The organism is Arthrobacter psychrolactophilus (genome assembly GCF_003219795.1).
Lineage (GTDB): Bacteria > Actinomycetota > Actinomycetes > Actinomycetales > Micrococcaceae > Specibacter > Specibacter psychrolactophilus.
Genome location: NZ_QJVC01000010.1, coordinates 38,268 through 60,405, shown reverse-complemented (window position 1 = coordinate 60,405; position 22,138 = coordinate 38,268). Strand labels below are relative to the sequence as shown.

The following is a 22,138-nucleotide window of genomic DNA, read 5'->3' as shown; positions in this document are numbered from 1 at the left end:
CACTTCATGGCTTTGACAAACACTCGCGACATCATGGATCTAGCGGCGAAGGCTGGCACCGGCCAGGGCGCGTTCAACGTGATTCACCTGGAAACCATCGAGGGTTTGATCGGGGGAGCGGAGGCCGCCGGCCGGCCCGTCATCTTGCAGATCTCCGAGAACTGCGCCAAGTTCCACGGCGGGCTCGAGCCTGTTGCCCTGGCCACCCTGGCCGCCGCCCGCAAAGCATCAGTGCCGGTTGCCGTGCACCTGGATCATGCCGAGGATGAGGCCCTGGCCTACCAGGCGGTGGACCTCGGCTTTGGCTCCATCATGTTCGACGGCGCCCACCTCGAGTATGCCCACAATGTGGAGGTGACGGCTCGCGTGGCCGCCTATGCCCACGCTCGGGGCGTGTACGTCGAGGCGGAGCTGGGGAAGGTCGGCGGCAAGGACGGTGCCCATGCGCCGGGTGTTTTGACCGATCCGGCCGAGGCCGTGGCCTTTGTTGCCGCCACCGGCGTTGATGCCCTCGCCGTTGCGGTGGGCTCTTCACACGCCATGACCGAACGCAGCGCGGCCTTGAACCTGGCCCGGATTGCCGAGCTCAAGGCTGCCCTGGACGTGCCGCTGGTGCTGCACGGTTCCTCGGGTGTCTCGGATGAGAATATTGTCGCGGCCATTGCCGCAGGCATGACCAAGATCAACGTTTCCACCCACCTGAACGGTTTCTTCACGCGGGCCGTGCGCAGCTACCTGGATGAAAACCCGGCCGTCGTAGACTCCCGTAAGTATCTCGGAGCCGGACGCGCGGCCCTCATCCCGGAAGTTTCGCGCCTGCTCAACGTTTTTGCTGGTGTGACTCCCGCCCAGAATGAGGCCTGAGGGCCTGCTGGCCACCTAGGATAAGAATCATGAACAGAAATGAACGACTCACGGCGATCTTGGACATCCTGGCTGCCGCTGGCCAGGTAGAGGTTGAGGAAATCGTGGAGAAGCTGGCGGTCTCTCCCGCCACGGCACGCCGCGACCTTGACTCCCTCGCCAACGAACGCCTGCTCACGCGAACTCGCGGAGGGGCACGGAGTGGTTCGGTCTCCTACGATCTTCCCGGTCGGTATAACCGCGATGACTTTGCCGATGAAAAGCAGCAGATCGCCCATGCCGCCAGCGCCTTGATTCCCAAGGGCGCCGTCATTGGGCTGTGTGGTGGCACTACGAGCACAGCGCTGGCGCAGGTGCTCTCCACACGTGAAGATCTCATGGTGCAGTCCAACAGGCCCACCCTGACGGTGGTCACCAACGCCATCAATATCGCGGCACAGTTGGCTATCCGGCCGAACTTTAAGATCATGGTGACCGGCGGCATCGTGAACCCACGCTCGTACGAGCTGGTGGGTCCGTACGCCGACACCATTTTGGATCGCGTGGCCCTGGACATTGCCTTCATCGGCGTCAATGGCATTGAACCCGGTTCCGGGCCCACCACGAACGATGAGGGCGAGGCGTCGATCAATTCCAAGATGGCCATGCGCTCCTCGGAGTCGTACATTCTGGCCGACGCGTCCAAGATCGGCAAGCGGGCTTTTGCCACGATGCAGGAGCACGACTTCCGCCATCTAATCACGGACTCACGCATCACGGCTGAACAGATGGCAGCCTTCCAGGAGGCCGGGACCAACGTGATTGTGGCCCCGGCACTCTAGCCCGGCAGCACCGCTTTAGGCGAAGAATTCCTTGCCGTAGTAACTTCCGGCGGCAGGAATTCCGGCCGGCACGGCGAAGACGCCCGAGCCTACGTGCCGGATGTACTCGTTGAGCCGATCGGAGCTGCCGAGCTTGCGTTGCAGCGTGATGAATTGTTCCGGGCTCTTTTGGAAGCTCAGGAACATCAGCCCGGCATCGAGGCGACCCACGGAATCGAGCCCGTCGGTGAAGTTGTAGCCGCGGCGCAGGATCTTCAGGCCGTTGTTGTTTTCATGCGCGGCTAGGGCGATGTGCGAATCGGCGGCAATGACCGGGGTGCCGTCCACTGTTGCGTGGAAATCGGGCACATCGTGCTCCGCTGTCCCGGACAGGGGAGCGCCCTGCTTCTTGTCGCGGCCAAAGATGCTTTGCTGATCGCCGATGGGATCTTCGTCCCAGGTCTCGATGAGCATGTGAATCTTGCGGGCCACGAGGTAGCTGCCGCCCACCATCCACGGCTGGCCGGCTTCGTCACCCACCCAAACATGCTCGTCAAAATCAACGCCGCCGCTGGCATTGCGCGTGCCGTCCTTGAACCCCATGAGATTCCGGGGCGTGCTTTGTGCGGCACCGGCCGAGGCGCGGCCAAAGCCCAGCACCGTCCACTTGGTGCGCACGGCTGTGCGCGCCATGCGGGCCAGATTTCGGACCGCATGATAGGCCACCTGCGGGTCATTTGCGCAGGCCTGAATGCACAGATCCCCGCCCATCAGCGCCGGATTCAAGGATTCGCCGGCCATTGCCGGAAGGTCGGCAAAGTTCAGCGGCTTGAACTTCTCCAGGCCAAAGCGCTCGTCAAAGAGCGACGGCCCAAAGCCCAGCGTCAACGTCAAACCCTGCGGCCCCATATCGGTGGCCTCGCCCGTGTCGACGGGGATGCCCTGCTCGCGCTCGGGCTGGATCTTGCCCACGGGTGCGCCCGCCGTCAGCTCCGCCATCGCGGCCGACCACTTCGCCAGCACGAGCTGCAACTCCACGGCGGTCAGGGCCGTGACGTCGAAGGCGGTGAAGACCAGGTGGTCCTGCGGGGGCGTCTCGATGCCGGCCTGGTGCCCCCCATAAAAGGGGTAGCTCAGGGTAGCGCGCTGGGCCATAAGGTCGACGTCGGACAATGCGGCAGGTGCCTTGGCTGCGGTTCCAGCGAGGGCACCTCCGGCGCCGAGCACCAGGCCGCCGACACCGGCCACGGCCGCAGTCCCGTTAAAGAAGGTGCGGCGCGAGAGAGTGTCGGCGGCCGGGATGGATTCAGACATTTAAACCGTGGCTACTTTCTCGGAAATCTTGGCCAGGGGAGCCTGCAGGGACTGGATGAGGGCCGTGAGCTTGGCAGCGTCCGACTTCTTCAGTTCCTCCGTGTACGCCTTGAAACCGCCCAGGGCGTCAGCGTCCTTGTAGCTTTCCAGTGCCGTGTTGACAGTCTCGAACTGGGCCGAGATCTGATCGGTCAAGGTGGCGTCGATGTCCTTCAGGGCCGGCTTGAGGTACTCAAACGCCTGCTGTGAGCCCTCGATGTTGGCCGCGAAGTCCACGAGGTCCAGCTTGGAATAGGCCTCTTCCTCGCCGGTGATCTTGGAGGACTGGACTTCTTCCAGGAGTCCGCTGGCGCCATTGGCCAGCTCCTCCGGCTGGTACTCCAGCTCAGCCGTGAGGGACTTCAAGGTGGCCACGTTCTTGACGATTCCGGCAGCGAGTGCCTTGGAGGAATCCGTGATGGCCTTGGACTCAAAGAGGTCCTTTTCCAGCGGGTGGAAGCCGGTCCATTCGGTGCCGGGCTCGACGTCGGCCACGCGCAGGTCAAGCGCGGGGTCCAGATCAGGGAAGCTCTCGGCGACCGGTTCGATCCGCTCGAAGAACGGGCGAGCCTCGGCGTAGGCCTTCTGGCTGGCGGCCACATCGCCGGAGTCGACGGCGCCCTGGAGTGCGGCGACGGCGAGCACGAGGGAATCGACCTGACCCGAAACGTACGTGGCGTAGCCCGCCGTTCCTTCCTTGAGGAGACCGCTGAGACCGTTGGCGGCGGCCGAGGCTGCCGATCCCGTGACGGTAAACGGCTGGTATTCACTTGCGGCGCCGGGGCAGTAGAGCTGGTATTCGCCACCGGCCAGCGTCACGGTGAAGCTGACGGCCTTCAAGCCCGGGATGACGTTTTCACGCTCACCGAGGATGCGCTTGTCGCTGAGCAGCTCCACCTCGCTGATGGCCGAGGCGTCCTTGTTGGAGATAGTGAACGTGACCGGGCCAGCCGGGGCGGAAGCGAAGTCCGGCACACACTGGTCCTCGCCGTCGACCTTTTCAACGCTAACGGCAATCTGGGCTGCGCCATTGCTGACCGACGCGGCGTCGCCCTTGGCTGCCGCGGCGGTGTCGGTGGTGGCCGCGCTGCCGCACGCGGACAGGGAGAGCGTCAAAACGGCGGCTCCGGCGATCAAGGCGGGTGCCAGTGAGCGGAAGGGGCGGGGTGAAGAGGAGAGCATGGAAGTCCTTTTGGTGGGGTGAAAAACTGCAAAGGGGTGCACAAAAGCGGCGAATGCCCCAAAAGGGGATCGCCGAGGAGGAAGAGTTACGGGGAGGGTGCGGTGACGAGCAGCTGGCGGCGATTGCGGCGCCCGGCGGCGAGCAGCACTATGGCGGCCAGGACAAACACGGCCGGCAGGTAACGGGACCAGAGCACGTTCTCGCGGCTGGCCGCTTCAAAGGTGTTCAGTTCGCTCACGGCGGCGGTGACATGTTCCTCGGGAACGGCCCAACCATCTTGACCGGAGACCGTCACGGTGCGGGGAGTGCTCAGACCGCCACCGCTCAGGGTCAGTGTGGCGCCCTGAGTATTGATAGCGTCGACGATGGAATCCTGGACGAGCCAGAGGGTGATGCTGCCCTGATGTGTCCAGGCGGCGGCGAAGGGGCCGGGGTTATTGGAGGCGCTGATACCCACCGGCATGCGGCCGCCGTTGATCTCCGCGAGGGCCTTGACGGTCAGCGAGCTCGGCTCCGTGGCGTCGGTGCTGGCGGATTCTGCCGTGTACACCTTGGTGGTGCGGCCGGCGTGCGACTCGGTGCCCTGGGCGGTGAGGGGGTAGCTGGTTTCGGTGCCGTCGGCTCCGGTCACGATGAGGGTCTTGGCGGAGCCGGCCGAGCCGGATCCTGCCTGGAGACCGGATGCAGCCGCCGCGGAGGTGTCGCTCGCGAGGAGGCGCAGCGAAAGCTGCGCCTGTGATGCGGAGGAGGTGATCGGCGTCGAACTTGCCGTCAGAGGGGCATGCGGAATGGCCAAGGGGGCCGTGACGATCAGGGTCAAGGCGGCGGCGCCGAGCGCTCCGGCCGCGATGAATTGCAGGCGGGGGAGGGATACGGCGGCAGGGCGGAAAGTGGCGGGCCATAGGATAAACGCGAGCATGGGGATCAGATAAAGCGCCCAGCCGAGGAGTTCCACGAGGCGCGGGTCGCTCGGGATGCCGAAGACGCCGGTGAGGATGGCGGCTCGGGCGCTGCCGTTGGGGGCCAGCCAGGCGAGGTTGACGGTGAGGTCCTGGCCGACGTTGACCCATCCGGCTTCGTGCGCCGTGCGGAGGGATTTCATGACCAGGCCGGCCGCGACGAAGACCAGGAAGACGCCCGTGGCCTTGAAGAATTTCGCGAGATTGAGCTTGATGGCGCCGCGGAAGAGCAGGAAACCGATGCCGCTGGCGATGCCCAGTCCGAGCACGGCGCCCATGCCAGCGGCCAGGGGGCTGAGCGAGGATTGGAAGGCGGCCACCATGAAGACGGCCGTTTCCACGCCCTCGCGCAGGACGGCAAGGAAGGCCATGCCGGCCAGAGCTAGCACGGAGCCACCCTTGAGGGCAGATCCCGCATGGGCCTCGAGGGTGGATTTCATGGAGCGCGAGTTCTTGCTCATCCACAGGATCATGAACGTCACGATCACCACAGCCACGGCGCCGATGACGGTTTCCATGGCTTCTTGCTGCTGTTGCGGCAGGGCGGCGGAGACGACTTCCAAGATGACGCCGACGAGGGCGCTCAGAAGCGCGGCGGCTCCCACGCCGAGCCACATGGGCTTGAGGGAGACGCCATTGCGGCGTAGGAATGCGGCGATCATGCCGACGATCAATGCGGCTTCGAGTCCTTCGCGCAGACCGATAACAAGTGTTGCAAGCACCCAAATACTCCGGGATCCAAAGAGGTAGAGAAGCTGTGGTGTGCCTCAGCTCTCAGGCAAGGCTACCCTTATGATCCCGAAAATAATAATTAGGCCAGCAAGGCGTTGCGTATTGTTCGCTACCAGATGTGCTCGGGAGCGTCGAGCACGGTCTTTCCGGGTTCCGCCGGCGTCCACTGATCGAAGGGGACATCCAAAACATAGCGGTTGCCGTCCCTGATTAAGGTTCGGGTTTCGGCGTTGCCAGGGTTGTTGAGCGACTCAAAGTACTCAACAGACCAGTGGAACCAGCGCATGCAAAACAAGCGCATGGTCAGGCCATGGGTGACCAGCAAGGTGTTGGGGGTGGTATCGCTGCGGGACCAATGGCGGAAGAGGGTTTCCATGAAAGACGAGACGCGGTCGTACACGTCCGAGCCGGACTCTCCCTCGCGGAAGCGATAGAAGAAATGCCCGTAAGCGTTGCGCAGTTCCTTTTGATCGGCGATCTCCGCTGGGTTTTGAAAGTTCGCCCAGTCTTGTTCGCGCAGGCGGGGCTCCTCCATGGTGGTCTCGATGAGATCGCCGATATCCATGGCCTCCAGCGTTTGATAGGCACGCAGATACGGGGAAACATACACCCGAACCTTTTCCCCGTTCAGCTGCCGCCGCACCTGCTCGCCCGTCGCCTTGGCCTGAGCGACGCCCAGCTCGGTCAAGGGGATGCGATAGTCGGGCAGCCGGTTGTAGAGCGTCTGATCTACATTGGCTTCAGACTGTCCGTGGCGGATCATGATGATTTGTCGGGGAGCGCTCATGCCACCGAGCCTATGCGAAAAACCGCTGCGACAGGCATGATTGCCTATATGACTGAACCTGTGCCCGCCCTCACGCCATCCGTTCCGGGCGCTCCCATCCCGGTGGCAACCACCCTGGGGACCGGCGCGCCACCAGCGCAAGGTGCGGGGTTCGACGTCGACCATCAGGGCTGGGGGAGTAAATCGCGGCAGCGGCTGATCTTCGAGGTACTGCTGGTGCTGGGTGTTTCGCTCGGGAAATCGGCGGCGTTTTCGATCATGTCGCTGCTGGAGTCGATGAGCCGGGCGCCGCTCGCGGAGGGGACCGCGCAGCTAAACGTGGTCCGCAACAACCGGGAGTTCTTCGATCTCAGCTACCAACTCATGGACATTTTCTTCGCCCTGGTGCCGGTCATGCTCGTGTTGTATCTACTGGCCGAGCCGGGGAAATCCGTGTTCCGCACGATCGGGTTGGACTTGCGGCATCCCGTGCGCGACGGGCTCGGGGCGCTGGGGCTGCTGGTCATCATCGGGGTGCCGTCGCTGGGGCTCTACGCGGCGGGGCGGGCGCTGGGTGTGACGCTGGAGATCGTCCCGAGCTCCCTGAATCAGTATTGGTGGACCATTCCGGTGCTGGTGCTCTCGGCGATCCGGGCCGGCGTGCTCGAGGAGGTTGTGCTCAACGGCTATCTGATCGGGCGCTTGCAGAAGATCGGGCTGGGGCCGTGGGTGGCGATTGTGCTGAGCGCCGTGTTGCGCGGCGCCTATCACGCCTACCAGGGATTTGGGCCGTTCCTGGGGAACTTTGCCATGGGGCTGCTGTTCGGGTGGGTGTACAAAAAGTACGGCCGCGTGGCTCCGCTGGTCGTGGCGCACGCCCTGATCGACATCGCGGCATTCACTCTGGGGCCCGCGCTGGGCTTTGGGGGCTAAATGCCCATCGACCCGTCAGCTAACGCCCTTTTGAGCGTTCAAAAGGGCGTTAGCTGACGGGTCGACGGGTGGAAACTAGATCGTCACCGGGCCAGTGGCCGTTTCAAAGGTGACAGACATGATGCCGGGGGTCCCGCGAGGTGCAATCCACTCCACGGCTACGTCGTTCAGGGGCGCCTCGACCGGCTCGCCCAACCATTCGGTCACGCGCTCGGCGCTTCCGGCGATGGTGAGCGAGGACAGGCGCACGGAGGACGGGCGGGCCTGGGAGGGGTGCAACGCCGGATCGCCTTCCCACTTGAGCATGTAGGGAACCTGCGGATCCGCGATGAGGCCCTTGATGCCGATCTGCTGCCAGACCAACTCCTGACCATCGGGGAACTTGCGGTTGCCCGGAACTGCGCTGCGGCCCAGGCGCTCCTCAAAGGGAGCCAAATCCTCGACAGCGACGCACCAACCCATCCACCCTCCGCCTGCAGCCGAGCGCGCCTTGACGGCCTGGCCGAACGGAGCCTTGTCCGATGCCGGGTGATTGAGGCACTCCACAATCTCGACATAGTGGTGGTCCGTAAGGGGAATAATCATATTGCGGGTGCCGAAACGCGGGTGAACTCCGCCGCGCACTGCATCGACCCCGAGGGCTGTTGCGATTCGCTCCGTGGTGGCAGCTAATCCATCTGATTCACTGGCATAAGAAACATGATCCATTCGCATAACTTCATCTTGGCACTTTGTGATCGGGCTCTCGACTTAGTGTTACCTAAGCCACATAGGACGTGCTATCTCGTGAGGAGCCAGGCACGCCCCGCGTGGGGCAGAATTGGGGTGTGACTGACACTTCCGCCGCACCCCTGTCCTTGCCCACCGCCGCTGCCCAAGAAGCCCGCATCAGTGCCGCGATTGCCGCGGAACTTGGCGTGCGTCCAGCCCAGGTTCGCGCTGCCATCACCTTGATGGACGACGGCGCGAGCGTACCCTTTATTGCCCGGTACAGGAAAGAAGCGACCGGGACCCTCGATGACGCCCAGCTGCGAGAGCTCGAGGAGCGCCTGCGGTACTTGCGTGATCTCGAGGCGCGTCGGATCGTGGTGCTGGAAACGATCTTTGGGCTGGGTAAGCTCACGGCGGCGCTCCGTCGCGCCGTCGAGGATGCAGCGACGAAGTCAGAGCTCGAAGATCTTTACTTGCCGTACAAATCCACTCGCAAGACCAAGGCTGATGCTGCCCGTGAGGCCGGCCTGGAGCCGCTGTTGGATGTCTTGTTGCGAGATACTTCAAGGTTCCCTGCGGTTGAGGCCGATGCCTTCGTCGATGCGTCCCGTGGTGTGGGCTCGGCCGATGATGCGCTGGCCGGTGCCCGGTCGATTCTCATCGAACGGGCCGGGCAGGATGCGTCGCTCGTAGGTGATTTGCGTGAGCGGCTCTGGAAGAAGGGGCGGCTGCGTTCTGCGGTCAAGGCCGGCAAGTCGGGGGAGGGCGAAAAGTTCAAGGATTACTTTGACTTTGCGCAGCCTCCGCACACGCTGCCCAGCCACCGGGTCCTAGCGCTGCTGCGCGGTGAGAAGGAAGGCGTCCTCTCACTCGATCTATCGGAAGCCGATCCGCGCGATGCGGAGGCACAGGCGCAGGCCCGGGCTGGCTATGAAAATGCCGTGGCGCGATCCCTGGGCATCAGTGACTCCGGCCGGGCTGCCGATAGCTGGCTCATGACAAGTGCCAAGCTGGCCTGGCGCACCCGTATTCTGACCCGGTTGTCGGTTGACCTCCGGGTGCGTTTGTTCCAAAGTGCCGAGGAAGAATCCGTCCGGGTCTTCGCGGCAAATCTGCGTGACGTACTTTTGGCGGCCCCGGCCGGTAACCGGGCGACTCTGGGCCTGGACCCGGGCCTGCGCACGGGCACGAAGGTGGCCGTCGTGGATGGCACGGGCAAGGTTGCCGCCACGGACACGATTTACCCGCATGCCCCGGCCAAGCGCTGGAATGAGGCGCTGGCAACGCTCGTCACGCTCGCGCAAGCCCACAAGGTGGAGCTCGTGGCGATTGGCAACGGCACCGCGAGCCGGGAGACCGACAAGCTCGCCGCGGAACTTGTCGCCGAGCTCAAGCGCCTCGCTCCCGAGCGTCAGGTCACCAAGCTCGTGGTGTCTGAGGCGGGGGCCTCCGTGTATTCGGCCTCGGCGCTGGCCAGTGCCGAACTGCCCGGCATGGACGTGTCCCTGCGTGGCGCCGTCTCGATTGCCCGTCGACTGCAGGACCCGCTGGCTGAGCTCGTCAAGATCGATCCCAAGTCCATCGGCGTCGGCCAGTATCAGCACGATCTCACCCCGGCGAAACTCGAGCGCTCGCTGGGTGCCGTCGTGGAGGACTGTGTCAACGCCGTGGGCGTTGACCTCAACACGGCCTCGCCCGCGCTCTTGGCGAGGGTGGCCGGCGTCGGGCCTCTCCTGAGCGAAAACATCGTGGCTCACCGCAATGAACACGGCCCGTTCGGCAAGCGTCGCGAGCTGCTCAAGGTGGCGCGGCTCGGCCCCAAGGCCTACGAACAATGTGCCGGATTCCTGCGGATCACAGGGGGATCCGAGCCGCTGGACGCCTCGAGCGTGCACCCCGAGGCCTATGGGGTGGCGCGCAAGATCCTCGCCGCGGTGGGGGCCATGCCGAGTGAGATTACCGCTGGGGTTTCGGCCGTGGCCGCCGTCAATCCGGCCGACTTCGTCGAGGGCGATTTTGGCGTGCCTACCGTGGCCGACATTGTGGCCGAGCTGCAGAAGCCCGGCCGTGATCCGCGTCCGCGCTTTGAGACCGCCACCTTCACCGACGGCATCGAGAAGATCACCGATCTGCGCCCCGGCATGATTCTCGAGGGGACGGTCTCCAATGTGGCCGCGTTCGGGGCGTTCGTGGACATCGGCGTGCACCAGGACGGGCTCGTGCACGTCTCGGCCATGAGCAACTTCTTCGTCTCGGACCCGCGCACCGTGGTCAAGTCCGGCCAGGTGGTGCGCGTGAAGGTGCTCGAGGTGGAGCCCGACCGCAAGCGCATCTCACTCACCCTGCGCCTGGATGACACGGCGGGAGCTCCTTCCGGTACGTCGGTTACTGCGTTTAAGGGGTCCGCGTCTCCTGCGGACACTGCCACGTCCGACGTCGGCTCCCGCACGTCCGGTCGGCCCTCACCTCGACAGGGTGGTCACCAGGGCGGCGCCCGTGGCGGCTCGCACAGTGGGAATCGTCCGGCCCGCCCGGCAACCACCCCTCCAGCGGCCAACACTGCGATGGCCGAGGCGCTGCGCCGCGCAGGGTTGGGCAAATAGGCGGGTTTGGACAGATAGCCGGCGGCAGCGTCGAAAAATGCCATGATTGGGAGCTTTCGCTATAGCTGGGGGTTCTCGCTATAGGTCGCGCTATAGCGAGAACCCCCAGCTATAGCGAGCGCGCCCAGCTATAGCGGTGGTGCGCTCGGAACCGACGATTCGGCACCCAACACTCCGGGAATGTGCAGATATTCGCCACGTGGCACTTTCTTGGCACAATTTCAAGCAGATATTCGCCGGTAGTCACAAATTCGTCATATTCTTGCGACTTCACGGCCGGATCTCCCACACTAGATGTAGGTCATGAGTGTCAGCAAAAAGCCCCGGCTTGCTGACCGGCAACCCTCCTTCCGCGGCGGGGTGCCCCGGGTGAAGACCTGGCGCCAAACCGACCGGTTTTGGTGCAAGCGCGGGCCATCGACGACAAAGCCCTCCGTAGTAGTGACTACAGGAGCGCTTTGCCGCAGGCCTCTAGTGTGAAGGAATCCATCCAATGAGTAACGGTTGGTCATTTGAAACCCGTCAGATCCACGCAGGCCAGCAGCCCGATCCCGCCAACGGCGCCCGGGCCCTGCCGATCTTCCAGACGACGTCCTTTGTATTCCCCTCCGCAGAAAGTGCTGCGGCTCGCTTTGCCCTAGCCGAGCTGGAACCGATCTACACCCGCATTGGTAACCCCACCACCGACGCCGTGGAGCAGCGTGTTGCCAACCTCGAAGGCGGTGTGGGCGCGTTGCTGCTGGCCTCGGGTCAGGCCGCAACCACTTTTGCCCTGCTGAACATTGCCGAAGTTGGCGACCACATCGTCTCCAGCCCCAGCATTTACGGCGGCTCGTACAACCTGCTGGCGCACAGCTTCAAGAAGTTGGGCATCGAGGTCACCTTCGTCTCCGATCCCGATAACTTGGATGAGTGGCGTGCAGCGGTTCGCCCCAACACCAAGGCATTCTTCGGCGAGGTTGTCTCCAACCCGCGCCAGGACATTTTGGACATCGAGGGTGTCAGCGCCGTCGCTCACGAGGCCGGCGTGCCTTTGCTCGTGGATAACACCCTCGCCACCCCGTACCTGATCCGTCCGCTGGAATGGGGTGCCGACATTGTCATCCACTCCGCCACCAAGTACCTGGGCGGTCACGGTAACGCCATCGCTGGTGTGATTGTCGACGGCGGCAAGTTCGACTTCGCTGCCAACCCGGAAAAGTTCCCCGGTTTCAACACCCCGGACGAGACCTACAACGGTTTGGTGTTCGCCCGCGATCTGGGTGTTGGTAGCGCCTTGGGTGCGAACCTGGCGTACATCTTGAAGGCTCGTGTGCAGTTGCTGCGCGACCTCGGTGCCGCTGTGTCGCCCTTCAACGCTTTCCTCATCGCCCAGGGTATCGAAACCTTGAGCCTGCGCGTCGAGCGTCACGTAAGTAACGCCGTCGAGGTTGCCACCTGGCTTGAAGAAAATGAAAACGTGGAGGCTGTGGCTTACGCGGGCATCCCGTCGAGCCCGTGGTTTGAGCGTGGCCAGAAGTACAGCTCTAAGGGCACCGGCGCGGTGGTGGCCTTTGATATCAAGGGCGGCGCCGAGGCTGGCAAGCGTTTTGTCGATGGCCTGGAGCTGCACTCCCACGTGGCCAACCTCGGTGATGTGCGCTCCTTGGTCATCCACCCGGCGTCCACGACCCACGCTCAGCTCTCTCCCGAGCAGCAGCTGGCCGCTGGTGTGCGTCCGGGCCTGGTTCGCCTCTCGGTGGGCTTGGAAAACATCGCCGACATCATCGCTGACCTTGAGGCCGGATTCCGCGCAGCAAAGTCTTCAGTGAACTAAGTGACTCAAGTGATTCACTCGGCATCGGAGCGGAACTCGTTTTCCCCTGACGTTGAACTGGCTTCTCCCGGATCCGACGGCGGCCCTTGGTCGGTCGCCGTCGGGCCCGGTGGCGGCGTGCTGCGTTCGGTCTCCATCGGCTCGCTCGAGCTGGAGGCCGGGGGAGTTCTGCCGTCGGTGACGATGGCTTTTGAATGCTGGGGAACGCTCAACGCGGCCGGTGACAATGCCGTGCTCATCCAGCACGCACTCACGGGGAGCACCCACGTCAGCCGCGGCGAGTCCGAGGAAGACGGTTGGTGGGAGGGCCTCGTTGGCCCGGGCGAGGTCATCGACACCACGAAGTACTTTGTGGTTAGCGCTAACATGCTCGGCGGCTGCTATGGCACGACCGGCCCCTCCAGCATCGCCGAGGACGGTCACCCCTACGGATCCCGGTTCCCCTTCGTGACGATCCGAGATTCGGTGCAGGCCGAGGCTGGATTGGCCGATAAGTTGGGGATCTCAACATGGCATTCGGTCATCGGCGGTTCCATGGGCGGTGCGCGTGCCCTGGAATGGGCTGCCACGTACCCGGAGCGGGTGCAGCGCTGTGCCGTGGTGGCGTCCTGCGCTGCCAGCACGGCTGAGCAGATCGCCTTCGCCCAGGCCCAGGTGCTCGCGATTCGCCAGGACCCGAACTTTGCCAACGGCGACTATTACGACGGCGCGGCCCCCACCACAGGCCTCGGCTTGGCGCGCCGGATTGCCCACATCACCTACCGCTCCGAGGCGGAGTTGGAGCATCGCTTTGCTCGCAAGGCCCAGGACGACGGCGGGACCATCACGCACGAGCGCACGGCGGCTAACGCTTTGGGCAGGTATCAGGTCGAGAGCTATTTGGATCACCAGGCACATAAGCTCGTGGGCCGCTTTGATGCCAATAGCTACATCGTCATTTCCGAGGCGCTCATGAGTCACGATGTGAGCCGCGGTCGCGGAACACTTGTTGAGGCTTTGGCCGTGACCCAGGGGATTGAATTTATCGTTGCCGCCGTCAACAGCGATCGGCTGTATTTCCCGGCACAATCTGCAACCTTGGCCGCGGCGCTTCCGGGTGCGGTGACGGTGCGGAGCATCGATTCGCCCATTGGACACGACGGCTTCCTGACGGAGGTCGGCGCGGTGGGGCAGTTCCTGCGCGAATGGTTCGTCAAGGACTAACCTGCGGGACAAGCGAGGGCAAGAGGGGCATCTCTGCGGGAGGAAAAATTCCCGCGGTGGTGCCCCTCTTGCTGGTGCCCCTAGCCAAGCCAGCCTCCGCCGTCGGCCCTAGAAGTTCTTAAAGATTGCCTCGCGGTGGACGGCATACTGCTCGGCCGTGACCTGTCCCGCGCGTCGGGCCGTGTCTAGGGCATCGAGCTGGCGCTTGAGCTCGGCCTCGGCGCGCATCCGCTCATTGGCAAAACCTGTGGTCTGATGGCCGTGGGACGAATCGTAGTTCGCCAGCGGAACGCCGTTGAGAAGCGTCCCAACATAGGGGGCGGCCATCGGCTGGTGCGCAACGCCCGCACGCCCCGGCACGCTGGTGATGGTTGGCATGACATTCGTCTGGCGGGCCCGCTTCTTGCGTGCCGCAGCTTTAAGGAACGAGCTGATCATGACAACGGCAATAATCACCAAGACAAAATATGGTTGGATGCTAAAGGAACCAGAAGACGAAGCAGCGGTATCCATCGCCAAGGAATCGATCATGACCGGCACAACGCACCTCTTCTAGATAGGGTGCCAAAATAGGCGCCTACCCTCATCCTAGCCCGGAAAATCAGCAAACTTCCCGTGTTGCGGAGGTGGCTACTTCTCGGGCCCAAATACGGGTCCGGGAAGGGGACGTTTGGCGGAGATCCCGTCGCCGGAGGATTGGTGGCGCAGTCGGCGCAGCACCCACGGGAACAAGAATTCCCGGGCCCAGACAAGATCCTCGGTCCGGGCTTCCTGCCAGCGACGCGGCGGCAAAGCGATGGGTTCCTGCGGCAGGAGGGTGTGTTCAACGTTGAGCGCCTCCAGGACCATCATGGCGATCGTGTGATGGCCAAGAGGCGAGAAGTGGAGCCGGTCCGCATCCCACATCCGGGTGTCGGACAGCTGTCGCAGCGACCACATATCGCCCACGATGGCATCATGGCGGGCGGCGATAGTGCGCAGGTTTTCGTTATAGATGGCCACCCGGCCGCGCACCATGCCCAGCACGGGGGTGTCGCGAATATCGGGGCCGTTGAGCAGCAACACGGTGGCGCCGCTAGCTGCCATCGTGCCGACCGCCTGGTCGAGCTGATCTGCGAGAGCGTCCGGATCCGAGCCGGGGCGGATAAGGTCGTTACCGCCAGCTGAGATGCTGATGAGGTCTGGTTTCAGGGCCAGCGCTGGTTCCAGTTGCTCGCTCAAGATCTGTCCGAGGAGTCGGCCGCGAATGGCAAGATTGGCGTACTTGAAGTCTTCTGTTTTCTGGCCGAGCTGTTCGGCAACGCGATCGGCCCAACCGCGGTGGCCCCCGGGGCTGCTCGGTTCCGGGTCGCCAATGCCTTCCGTGAAGGAATCGCCCATGGCGACATAGCGGGTCCAGGGATGCTGTATTAATGATTCATTCACATACTTAATACTGCCCGGGAACTAACCTTTTTGGCTACCCTCGTTTCTGCTGGGGCTGGCGCTCATGGAAAGATGGCACCATGAAAGAATCTCCCACAGTACTCTGGTCCCGCCCCGAAAATGAGCGCCCCGGAACGCCCCTGCTGGTCATTTTCCACGGTTACGGAGCCGATGAGGCTGACCTGTTCTCGCTGGCCGAACAGCTCCCGGCAGAATTCACCGTCGCCTCGGTGCGCGCCCCGCTCCAGGCAGGTCCGGGCTACTCCTGGTTCCCGTTGCGCAACGATCTGGGCTACTCGGTGACGACCGTGACCGAGTCCGCGTCCGCCGTCGAACTGTGGATTGAGAGCGTGCGCACGAACCACACCTCGGTGAGCCTGCTGGGCTTCTCGCAGGGCATGTGCATGGCCACGACGCTTATGCGTCACCGACCCGCGGACTATGCCGCCGTGGTGGGCCTGTCCGGCTTCGTGGTCGAGGCCGAGGGGGATCTGTACTTTGACGACGCCGCCGTGGCAGCGCACAAGCCCGAGCTTTTCTGGGGCCGCGACCAGGCCGATCCCGTCATTCCTGCGGCGGCCATCGAGTCGACGAACACCTGGGCGCACGCTCACGTGAAACTCACCAAGGTCCTGTACGCGGGGATTATGCATGGCATCAACGCCCAGGAAATCTCCCATGTGGGCGAGTTCTTGCAGTTCAAGGTCCTCAACGCCAAGTAACGCTTTGTTAAAGAACGACGGCGGCACCCACGTGGGGTGCCGCCGTTTCGCTCGGTCGTTGGCCGGGGGAGTTAGCCCCCGGTGGTGATGCGAACAGTTTCGCCGTTAACCGTGACGGTATCGCCCGGGTGGAGCTGGCGGCCGCGGCGGTCATCGATCTCATCGTTGACCTTAACTAGGCCATTCTTAATGAGCTCGGTGGCTTCAACGCCGTCCTCGACCAGGCTGGCAAGCTTGAGCAGCTGGCCTAGGCGGATCATGTCGTCGCGGATGGGGATTTCGATGATCTCATGTGAACTCATACCTTAATTGTGCCGTATCGAGCGGACTGCGCGGGACGCTCGCGCAAATCCGAAGGCTCAGGGCCGTGCCGGCGTGCGCCGTAGCCCCACAATCAGGAGGTAACTGGCGACGGCAAGAGGCACACAGGCCAAGGCAACGGTTCCACCCAACGACAAGCCCGGGAACACGGCGCCCTCCAGAGGATTGCTGGTCTGTGCATCAGTGCCCAGCGGCCCCCAGAGAGGCAAGAACGCTAGGTACCGCGCTCCCACAACGCCAAAAGGCAGAACCAAGGTACCTAGGATCTTTTCCCAGGTCCTCCAGCGTGTGCCCATCCAGAGCCCGGCGACTCCGAAGAGCCAGCCAACGCCTGCGAGGAATGCGCCAAAGGGAAGCAAGATAGCGGTTGCGACCACCCAGAGCGTTGAGGATTGCCGGCGCAGTGCCGCGGCGGGCTGCGGGTATGAGGTGAGGGGCGGCGGAGGCGCCGTGTCAGCCAGTCCCGAGGCGACGTCGTCGGGCGTTCCCAGAGCCGCCAAGATCTCGGCGAGAGAGCGATCATCCCGGCTCAAGGCATCGGAGATATGCTCGCGCACACCAAAGACGATCTCCTCGGATTGCTCGGGAGGGAGCTGGGCCAGTCGAGTTTCCAGGGCTGCCAAATAGTGACGAACCTCAGGGATGTCGGTGTCGTGATTCATGGCGTTTCTCCCGGAGTTGAGGTGAGGATTTCGGTGACGGAGGCGCTAAAGGTGTCCCAGATGCTCGCGAAGGTGGCGAGCGAATCGTGCCCCGCGGCGGTGAGGGTGTAGTAACGACGAGGCGCGCCCTGGAGCGATTCCCGCCAGCTCGTGTCGACGAGGCCATTGCGGCGCAGTCGAGCCAGGAGCGGATATAGAGTGCCCTCGCTCGTGAGTAGACCGCGGCGCTGGAGACCATTGGCGATGTCCAGGCCGTACATGTCGCCGCCGCCGATCATGGCGAGGACGCAGTACTCCAAAACCCCCTTGCGGAGGTTAGAACTGACGCTGTCATTGGGTACCATGCAATGCACGGTACCTTGTGACGTGCATATGGTGCAATGCTTTGAGCGATGAGACGCGATAGCGTGGACACAGCATTCAACGACGAGGAGACTTCTCATGCCCCACAACCTGGACATTATCGTCAGCGGCTATACCGAAGAAGGCTATGGGGCCGGTCCTGGGCTGATTCGCTTTGGCGCTACGGCCGAGGGAATGGTGGGCGAGCCGCTGGCCACGGGTTCAGCGCTGGTGAATCCGTCGTTCGTCATTGCCGCGGGCGAGTATTTGCTGGCCGCTGAAGAAGGCCCGCACGGCCATGTTGTCGCGGTCGACCCGCTGACGCTCGATGTTGTGGGGCGGGCAGCTACGGGCGGTGCCGATTCTTGCCATGTGGCCTTGCTCGAGGATCAGGCATGGGTGGCTAACTATTCATCGGGCACGGCATCTGTCATTCCGTTGGCGAGTGTGCTCAGTGGTGATGCGGTGGCTCCGCGGATTCTGGCGCACCCCGGCAGTGGCCCGGTTCCCGACCGCCAAGGAGAATCTCATGCGCATCAGGTGGTGCCGACGGAGTGGGGGACAGCGCTCGTGGCGGATTTGGGAGCGGATCGTGTGGATGAGTACTCGCTCGCTGCCCACAACTTTGCCTTGTTGGGTTCGGCGCAGTTGCCACCGGGAACAGGGCCTCGGCATCTGGTGCTAAAGGGGGACTATCTCCTCGTGGCCGGAGAGCTGGATGGGCACCTGCACGTTCTCAAGCGCACCCCGCGGGACGACGGAGGCGATTACTTCTGGCGCTGGCTCCTGAGAACTCCGCTGGCCGAAAACGTCGCCGCGGTAGAGAGCGCTACGGAATTCTTCCCCTCCCATATTCAACTCTCGGAGGACGGCAGCAAGTTGTATGCCGCTGTTCGTGGCCCCAACACACTGGTGGTGTTAGACGTCAGTGGCTTAGCTGCCGAGGGGTCCGAGGTCAGCGGGCGCACGGGAACGCCGCCGCGTTTCCTTCGAGGTGTCGCCAGCGGAGGTAACTGGCCGCGCCACTTTGCCGTGGATGCGCTCCGGAACAGGATCTATGTGGCGAACCAGCTCTCCAACACCGTTGCCGTGTTCGCGCTCGACGAGCAGGGTTTGCCGGGCGCGGAGCCCGTGCAGTCCGTGGAATTCGGCAGCCCCACCTGCATCGTGCTGGCCTAGCCCCAAAATCTTCAGCTGCCTTGCGGTGTAACCCCGCAAGGCAGCGTGGGGAACTCGCGATTTAGCTGGATGTGCTCCGTGGGATCTTGCCTTGGACATCCTCGTGGATGCGTTCCATCTTGGTGTCGAGTCGGCTGGCCACGGCGGCCGCATCCTTGAGCTCCGCGAGGATGGAGGCCGGGATGGCGTGATCGTACTTGTAGTAAATCTTGTGCTCGAGGCTCGCCCAGAAATCCATCGCCACGGTGCGGATCTGCAATTCGACGTGCATGTTCTGGATGGATTCCGATAAGAAGATCGGCACCCGGACGATGAGGTGAAGGCTCTTGTACCCATTGGGTTTGGGGTTGGCGATGTAATCCTTGATCGCCACCACGGTGATGTCTTGCTGTGAGCCGATCATCTTGGCGAGCCAGTAGGCATCCGACTGAAAGCTGCACACAATCCGCACCCCGGCCACATCGAGCACGTTCGCGCTCAACGACTCGAAAGTGAGCGGGATGTCGCGGCGCCGGGCCTTCTCGAGCAGGCTCTCGGGGGATTTCAGGCGCGAACTAACGTGTTCTATGGGACTGTAATCATGCAGATGCTCGAACTCAGTTTTGAGGATGTTGATCTTTGTCATGACCTCCTCAATCGCGAACTGGTAGTTGAGCATGAAGCGGGCCAGCCCCTCGCGCAGCTGTTTTCCCTCGTTCATTCGTTGCACGACCGCTGGGTCACTGCTGTCGAACCACTCATTGAGTTCGATCATGCGCGAGTCACCTGTTGGTGCCTGGATCGTGTCATTGCTGTTCCCTCGTGACGTCGATGGAGATGAGTCTGACCATAATAAGCATAGGAAACTGGGGACTCGCCGGTGGCGGGGCCACCGCCTCGCCACCGCGGCGCCCCCCGCGGCGGCTCGTGGCGTGCACACGTGTCAACCAGCACACAACCGGGCAAATAATTCCCGCAAACCCAAACCCACCGGTAGTGTTAGCAACGGACGGACCGCACCCAGCGGCCTCGTAAATAATAGGAGTAATTAAGTGGCGCCTCAGTCCAAGCTTGATCTGGTCATCTCACTCGCGAAACGTCGCGGCTTTGTTTTTCAGGCCGGTGAAATCTACGGCGGTTCACGGTCGGCCTGGGATTATGGCCCCCTCGGTGTTGAGCTGAAGGAAAACATCAAGCGCGAATGGTGGCAGTCCTTCGTTCGCGGACGCGAAGACATGGTGGGACTTGACTCCTCCATCATCTTGCCCAAGGCCGTGTGGGCAGCCTCGGGCCACGTCGCCACGTTCACCGACCCGCTGGTCGAGTGCACCCAGTGCCACAAGCGTCACCGCCAGGATCACCTCATCGAGGCGTTCGTAGCGAAGAAGAAGCGCGATCCCGAAAATGGCATGGACGACATCGTCTGCCCCGACTGCGGCACCAAGGGTCAGTGGACCGAACCGCAGCTGTTCTCCGGCCTGATGAAGACCTTCCTCGGCCCGGTCGACAGCGAATCCGGCATGGCCTACATGCGTCCGGAAACCGCCCAGGGCATCTTCGTGAACTTCAACAACGTGCTGACTACCAGCCGTAAGAAGCCCCCGTTCGGCATCGGCCAGATCGGTAAGGCGTTCCGCAACGAGATCACGCCCGGAAACTTCATCTTCCGCACGCGCGAGTTCGAGCAGATGGAAATCGAGTTCTTTGTGCCCGGCGAAGAGGCCGACAAGTGGTTCAAGGAATGGGTCGAGCTGTGCTGGGACTGGTTCATTGACTTGGGTATCAACCCGGAGAACATGCGCCGCTTCGATGTCCCCGAGGACGAGCGCGCGCACTACTCCGCCGGCACCATCGACTTCGAGTACAACTTTGGCTTCCAGGGTTCCCAGTGGGGCGAGCTCATGGGTGTCGCTAACCGCACCGACTACGACCTGAGCTCACACACCAAGGGCTCCGGTACCGAGTTGAGCTATTTCAACCAGGCCACGGGCGAGCGTTTCACCCCTTACGTGATCGAGCCGTCCTTCGGTTTGACCCGCTCCATGATGGCCTTCCTCGTGGACGCTTTCGTCGAGGATGAAGCCCCCAACGCTAAGGGCGGCGTGGACAAGCGCACCGTTCTGAAGCTGGATCCGCGTCTGGCCCCCGTCAAGGCTGCCGTTCTGCCGCTCAGCCGCAACGAGGACCTGTCCCCGAAGGCCAAGGAACTCGCCAACACGCTGCGCAAGCACTGGAACATCGAGTTCGACGACGCCGGCGCCATCGGCCGCCGCTACCGTCGCCAGGATGAGATCGGAACCCCGTTCTGCATCACCGTTGACTTCGACACCCTCGAAGACAACGCCGTGACCATCCGCGAACGCGACACCATGAGCCAGGAGCGCGTGCCCCTGGATCAGGTTCAGGCTTACTTGGCAACCCGCCTTCTGGGTGCCTAAGCATGGCTGAACTTGTCTACCGGCCGTGGGCAGACGGCGACGATCTGACTCTCTTGGAGATTTGGGGAGACGCTGATTCGGCCCCGGCCGGGCAATTCCGGGCGGCCCTGACTGAGGCAACTGATGCCAACCCCTGGCGACGCACCATCGTGGCCGAGGATCAGGGCATTCCGGTTGCGGCCGGCGTCGTCTATTCCACCAAGCTGCACCCCGCCCGACTCTGGGTCTTCGTCGAGGTTGCCAAGGATCATCGGCGCGCAGGCGTTGGCGCTACCTTGCTGACCATGCTGCGTGGCGAGGCCGCCGGTGCCTTGGCCTCAGGCCTAGTCAGTACGACGGCGTTACGCACCAAGGTTGCCCCCGGCACCTCGGGCGCGGCCTTCGCCGAGACGATGGGCTTGGCTGTCCTGCAGCGCAACAGGATTGTGGAAGTGGGCCCCGGCGCGTTGAAGCTGCCCACGTTTGGTGAGGGCACCGAGGAAGAAGCCGAGGCTCGGGTGCAGGATCTGGCCACCGGATCGGTTGAGCTGACCGATGTAGTGGGCCGCTACTACGAGTCCGTGAATCAGTGGGACCCCACAGGTCCGCTGAGCCCGGGCCTGGTCCAGCGCATGTTCTTGGATGACCTCACCGGCGCCCATGGTGCTCTGGTCCTGCGTGCCGAGCCGGCTAGCGCCTTTGGCTCTGGCGTTGCCCCGAGCAAAAAGGGCAAGATCCAGGCCTTTGCGCTGAGCTACTCACAGGGCAGCATCGAGAGCAGCGAAGAGGTAGCCGCGGCCGCCTCCGAGGTGTTCCTTGGCGTGGAGCCGTCACTCGAACGTGATGAGGCGGTGCAGGCTGTCTACGATCTGCTCGCGCTCATCACCCACCAGTACCCCGTGCTGTTGGAACTCGACGACTCCATGGAAGCCCTTGCGGCCGTGGTCAACCCCATGATTTCCGTGGGTGCGGCCAAGGTACGCGGCACCGAAACACTCGTCGTCGGCGAGTAATTAGCCGTCGCGGGAAGCTGGGGCTTCGCCGCCTCAGCGGCGCCCGCTCCGGATCTGTGTGGCAGTTGATACAGAAAATCATCGAATTTCGGTGGTTTTTCAGTAACAACTGCCACACAGATCCGAGGCCGGGCCCCTTGAGATTTTTAGTTAGC

General features: G+C 63.2%; 21 protein-coding genes and 1 riboswitch. Of the genes, 10 read left to right on the top strand and 11 right to left on the bottom strand.

Translation table 11 applies throughout. From position 1 onward, the window contains the following. The first annotated feature begins 6 nt into the window (after nt 1-6). Both CVS30_RS11165 and CVS30_RS11160 read left to right on the top strand, forming a co-directional pair. Entirely contained in the window at nt 7-864 is an 858-nt protein-coding gene (locus CVS30_RS11165; protein ID WP_110485411.1) for a class II fructose-bisphosphate aldolase, read from the top strand. Between the two features lie 29 nt (nt 865-893). Continuing rightward, nucleotides 894-1,685, top strand: a complete 792-nt coding sequence (locus CVS30_RS11160) for a DeoR/GlpR family DNA-binding transcription regulator (protein ID WP_110485410.1) — start codon at nt 894-896, stop codon at nt 1,683-1,685. 15 nt (nt 1,686-1,700) lie between these two features. Here CVS30_RS11160 and efeB read toward each other — a convergent pair whose 3' ends face one another. From efeB to CVS30_RS11140, 4 genes are all read right to left on the bottom strand, one after another. Continuing rightward, the gene (gene efeB / locus CVS30_RS11155; RefSeq protein ID WP_110485409.1) at nt 1,701-2,978 is read right to left on the bottom strand and encodes an iron uptake transporter deferrochelatase/peroxidase subunit; all 1,278 of its coding nucleotides are present in this window, start codon (nt 2,976-2,978) and stop codon (nt 1,701-1,703) included. Next, nucleotides 2,979-4,199: an iron uptake system protein EfeO gene (gene efeO, locus CVS30_RS11150; RefSeq protein WP_110485408.1), complete on the bottom strand. Its 1,221-nt coding sequence runs from the start codon at nt 4,197-4,199 to the stop codon at nt 2,979-2,981. An 86-nt stretch (nt 4,200-4,285) separates the two neighbouring features. Further along, entirely contained in the window at nt 4,286-5,881 is a 1,596-nt protein-coding gene (efeU, locus tag CVS30_RS11145) for an iron uptake transporter permease EfeU (RefSeq protein WP_110485407.1), read from the bottom strand. 119 nt (nt 5,882-6,000) lie between these two features. Next, entirely contained in the window at nt 6,001-6,678 is a 678-nt protein-coding gene (locus CVS30_RS11140; protein ID WP_245934561.1) for a phosphoglycerate mutase family protein, read from the bottom strand. A gap of 48 nt (nt 6,679-6,726) precedes the next feature. Between CVS30_RS11140 and CVS30_RS11135 the strand changes: the two genes are divergently transcribed. Beyond that, the gene (locus tag CVS30_RS11135; protein WP_110485448.1) at nt 6,727-7,590 is read left to right on the top strand and encodes a CPBP family intramembrane glutamic endopeptidase; all 864 of its coding nucleotides are present in this window, start codon (nt 6,727-6,729) and stop codon (nt 7,588-7,590) included. A gap of 75 nt (nt 7,591-7,665) precedes the next feature. Here CVS30_RS11135 and CVS30_RS11130 read toward each other — a convergent pair whose 3' ends face one another. Then, entirely contained in the window at nt 7,666-8,304 is a 639-nt protein-coding gene (locus CVS30_RS11130) for a VOC family protein (RefSeq protein ID WP_110485405.1), read from the bottom strand. Between the two features lie 113 nt (nt 8,305-8,417). Here CVS30_RS11130 and CVS30_RS11125 point away from each other — a divergent pair, with 113 nt between their 5' ends. The 3 genes from CVS30_RS11125 to metX all read left to right on the top strand — a co-directional run bounded on the left by CVS30_RS11125 (nt 8,418) and on the right by metX (nt 13,923). Then, a complete protein-coding gene (locus tag CVS30_RS11125) occupies nt 8,418-10,904 on the top strand; it encodes a Tex family protein (protein WP_110485404.1) in 2,487 nt (828 codons plus the stop codon). A 299-nt stretch (nt 10,905-11,203) separates the two neighbouring features. Then, nucleotides 11,204-11,320, top strand: a riboswitch (SAM riboswitch). 77 nt (nt 11,321-11,397) lie between these two features. Further along, nucleotides 11,398-12,720: a bifunctional o-acetylhomoserine/o-acetylserine sulfhydrylase gene (locus CVS30_RS11120; RefSeq protein WP_110485403.1), complete on the top strand. Its 1,323-nt coding sequence runs from the start codon at nt 11,398-11,400 to the stop codon at nt 12,718-12,720. A 57-nt stretch (nt 12,721-12,777) separates the two neighbouring features. Then, on the top strand, nt 12,778-13,923 hold the full coding sequence (metX, locus tag CVS30_RS11115; RefSeq protein ID WP_110485447.1) for a homoserine O-acetyltransferase MetX: 1,146 nt from the start codon (nt 12,778-12,780) through the stop codon (nt 13,921-13,923). A gap of 108 nt (nt 13,924-14,031) precedes the next feature. Here metX and CVS30_RS11110 read toward each other — a convergent pair whose 3' ends face one another. After that, on the bottom strand, nt 14,032-14,454 hold the full coding sequence (locus CVS30_RS11110) for a hypothetical protein (protein ID WP_146233387.1): 423 nt from the start codon (nt 14,452-14,454) through the stop codon (nt 14,032-14,034). Nucleotides 14,455-14,553: 99 nt separating this feature from the next. Beyond that, nucleotides 14,554-15,303 (bottom strand): SGNH/GDSL hydrolase family protein, encoded by a 750-nt coding sequence (locus CVS30_RS11105; RefSeq protein ID WP_110485401.1) that lies wholly within the window; start codon nt 15,301-15,303, stop codon nt 14,554-14,556. Nucleotides 15,304-15,428: 125 nt separating this feature from the next. Here CVS30_RS11105 and CVS30_RS11100 point away from each other — a divergent pair, with 125 nt between their 5' ends. After that, nucleotides 15,429-16,070 carry an alpha/beta hydrolase gene (locus CVS30_RS11100; RefSeq protein WP_110485400.1) on the top strand — a complete coding sequence of 214 codons (642 nt, stop codon included), beginning with the start codon at nt 15,429-15,431 and terminating at the stop codon, nt 16,068-16,070. Nucleotides 16,071-16,141: 71 nt separating this feature from the next. On the opposite strand, the gene CVS30_RS11095 is transcribed toward CVS30_RS11100, so the two are convergent. Genes CVS30_RS11095 through CVS30_RS11085 form a run of 3 tightly spaced genes read right to left on the bottom strand, consistent with a single transcriptional unit; the run spans nt 16,142 to nt 17,397 of the window. Further along, entirely contained in the window at nt 16,142-16,372 is a 231-nt protein-coding gene (locus CVS30_RS11095) for an RNA-binding S4 domain-containing protein (protein ID WP_110485399.1), read from the bottom strand. Nucleotides 16,373-16,429: 57 nt separating this feature from the next. Further along, nucleotides 16,430-17,053, bottom strand: a complete 624-nt coding sequence (locus CVS30_RS11090; protein WP_110485398.1) for a DUF1700 domain-containing protein — start codon at nt 17,051-17,053, stop codon at nt 16,430-16,432. Then, the gene (locus CVS30_RS11085) at nt 17,050-17,397 is read right to left on the bottom strand and encodes a PadR family transcriptional regulator (protein WP_110485397.1); all 348 of its coding nucleotides are present in this window, start codon (nt 17,395-17,397) and stop codon (nt 17,050-17,052) included. Before CVS30_RS11085 ends, CVS30_RS11090 begins: the two co-directional genes overlap by 4 nt. Before the next feature lie 97 nt (nt 17,398-17,494). Here CVS30_RS11085 and CVS30_RS11080 point away from each other — a divergent pair, with 97 nt between their 5' ends. After that, on the top strand, nt 17,495-18,574 hold the full coding sequence (locus CVS30_RS11080; RefSeq protein WP_110485396.1) for a lactonase family protein: 1,080 nt from the start codon (nt 17,495-17,497) through the stop codon (nt 18,572-18,574). A gap of 61 nt (nt 18,575-18,635) precedes the next feature. On the opposite strand, the gene CVS30_RS11075 is transcribed toward CVS30_RS11080, so the two are convergent. After that, on the bottom strand, nt 18,636-19,328 hold the full coding sequence (locus CVS30_RS11075; protein WP_245934560.1) for a GTP pyrophosphokinase: 693 nt from the start codon (nt 19,326-19,328) through the stop codon (nt 18,636-18,638). A 277-nt stretch (nt 19,329-19,605) separates the two neighbouring features. Here CVS30_RS11075 and CVS30_RS11070 point away from each other — a divergent pair, with 277 nt between their 5' ends. Next, the gene (locus CVS30_RS11070; protein WP_110485395.1) at nt 19,606-20,991 is read left to right on the top strand and encodes a glycine--tRNA ligase; all 1,386 of its coding nucleotides are present in this window, start codon (nt 19,606-19,608) and stop codon (nt 20,989-20,991) included. 2 nt (nt 20,992-20,993) lie between these two features. After that, a complete protein-coding gene (locus CVS30_RS11065; RefSeq protein WP_110485394.1) occupies nt 20,994-21,983 on the top strand; it encodes a GNAT family N-acetyltransferase in 990 nt (329 codons plus the stop codon). The last annotated feature ends 155 nt before the right edge of the window (nt 21,984-22,138 follow it).

Coding starts and splice junctions, on each gene's coding strand:
- CVS30_RS11165 (WP_110485411.1), top strand. CDS start 7: ATGGCTTTGACAAACACTCGCGACATCATGGATCTAGCGGCGAAGGCT.
- CVS30_RS11160 (WP_110485410.1), top strand. CDS start 894: ATGAACAGAAATGAACGACTCACGGCGATCTTGGACATCCTGGCTGCC.
- efeB (WP_110485409.1), bottom strand. CDS start 2,978: ATGTCTGAATCCATCCCGGCCGCCGACACTCTCTCGCGCCGCACCTTC.
- efeO (WP_110485408.1), bottom strand. CDS start 4,199: ATGCTCTCCTCTTCACCCCGCCCCTTCCGCTCACTGGCACCCGCCTTG.
- CVS30_RS11140 (WP_245934561.1), bottom strand. CDS start 6,678: ATGAGCGCTCCCCGACAAATCATCATGATCCGCCACGGACAGTCTGAA.
- CVS30_RS11135 (WP_110485448.1), top strand. CDS start 6,727: ATGACTGAACCTGTGCCCGCCCTCACGCCATCCGTTCCGGGCGCTCCC.
- CVS30_RS11130 (WP_110485405.1), bottom strand. CDS start 8,304: ATGCGAATGGATCATGTTTCTTATGCCAGTGAATCAGATGGATTAGCT.
- CVS30_RS11120 (WP_110485403.1), top strand. CDS start 11,398: ATGAGTAACGGTTGGTCATTTGAAACCCGTCAGATCCACGCAGGCCAG.
- CVS30_RS11110 (WP_146233387.1), bottom strand. CDS start 14,454: ATGATCGATTCCTTGGCGATGGATACCGCTGCTTCGTCTTCTGGTTCC.
- CVS30_RS11105 (WP_110485401.1), bottom strand. CDS start 15,303: ATGGGCGATTCCTTCACGGAAGGCATTGGCGACCCGGAACCGAGCAGC.
- CVS30_RS11100 (WP_110485400.1), top strand. CDS start 15,429: ATGAAAGAATCTCCCACAGTACTCTGGTCCCGCCCCGAAAATGAGCGC.
- CVS30_RS11095 (WP_110485399.1), bottom strand. CDS start 16,372: ATGAGTTCACATGAGATCATCGAAATCCCCATCCGCGACGACATGATC.
- CVS30_RS11090 (WP_110485398.1), bottom strand. CDS start 17,053: ATGAATCACGACACCGACATCCCTGAGGTTCGTCACTATTTGGCAGCC.
- CVS30_RS11085 (WP_110485397.1), bottom strand. CDS start 17,397: ATGGTACCCAATGACAGCGTCAGTTCTAACCTCCGCAAGGGGGTTTTG.
- CVS30_RS11080 (WP_110485396.1), top strand. CDS start 17,495: ATGCCCCACAACCTGGACATTATCGTCAGCGGCTATACCGAAGAAGGC.
- CVS30_RS11075 (WP_245934560.1), bottom strand. CDS start 19,328: ATGATCGAACTCAATGAGTGGTTCGACAGCAGTGACCCAGCGGTCGTG.
- CVS30_RS11065 (WP_110485394.1), top strand. CDS start 20,994: ATGGCTGAACTTGTCTACCGGCCGTGGGCAGACGGCGACGATCTGACT.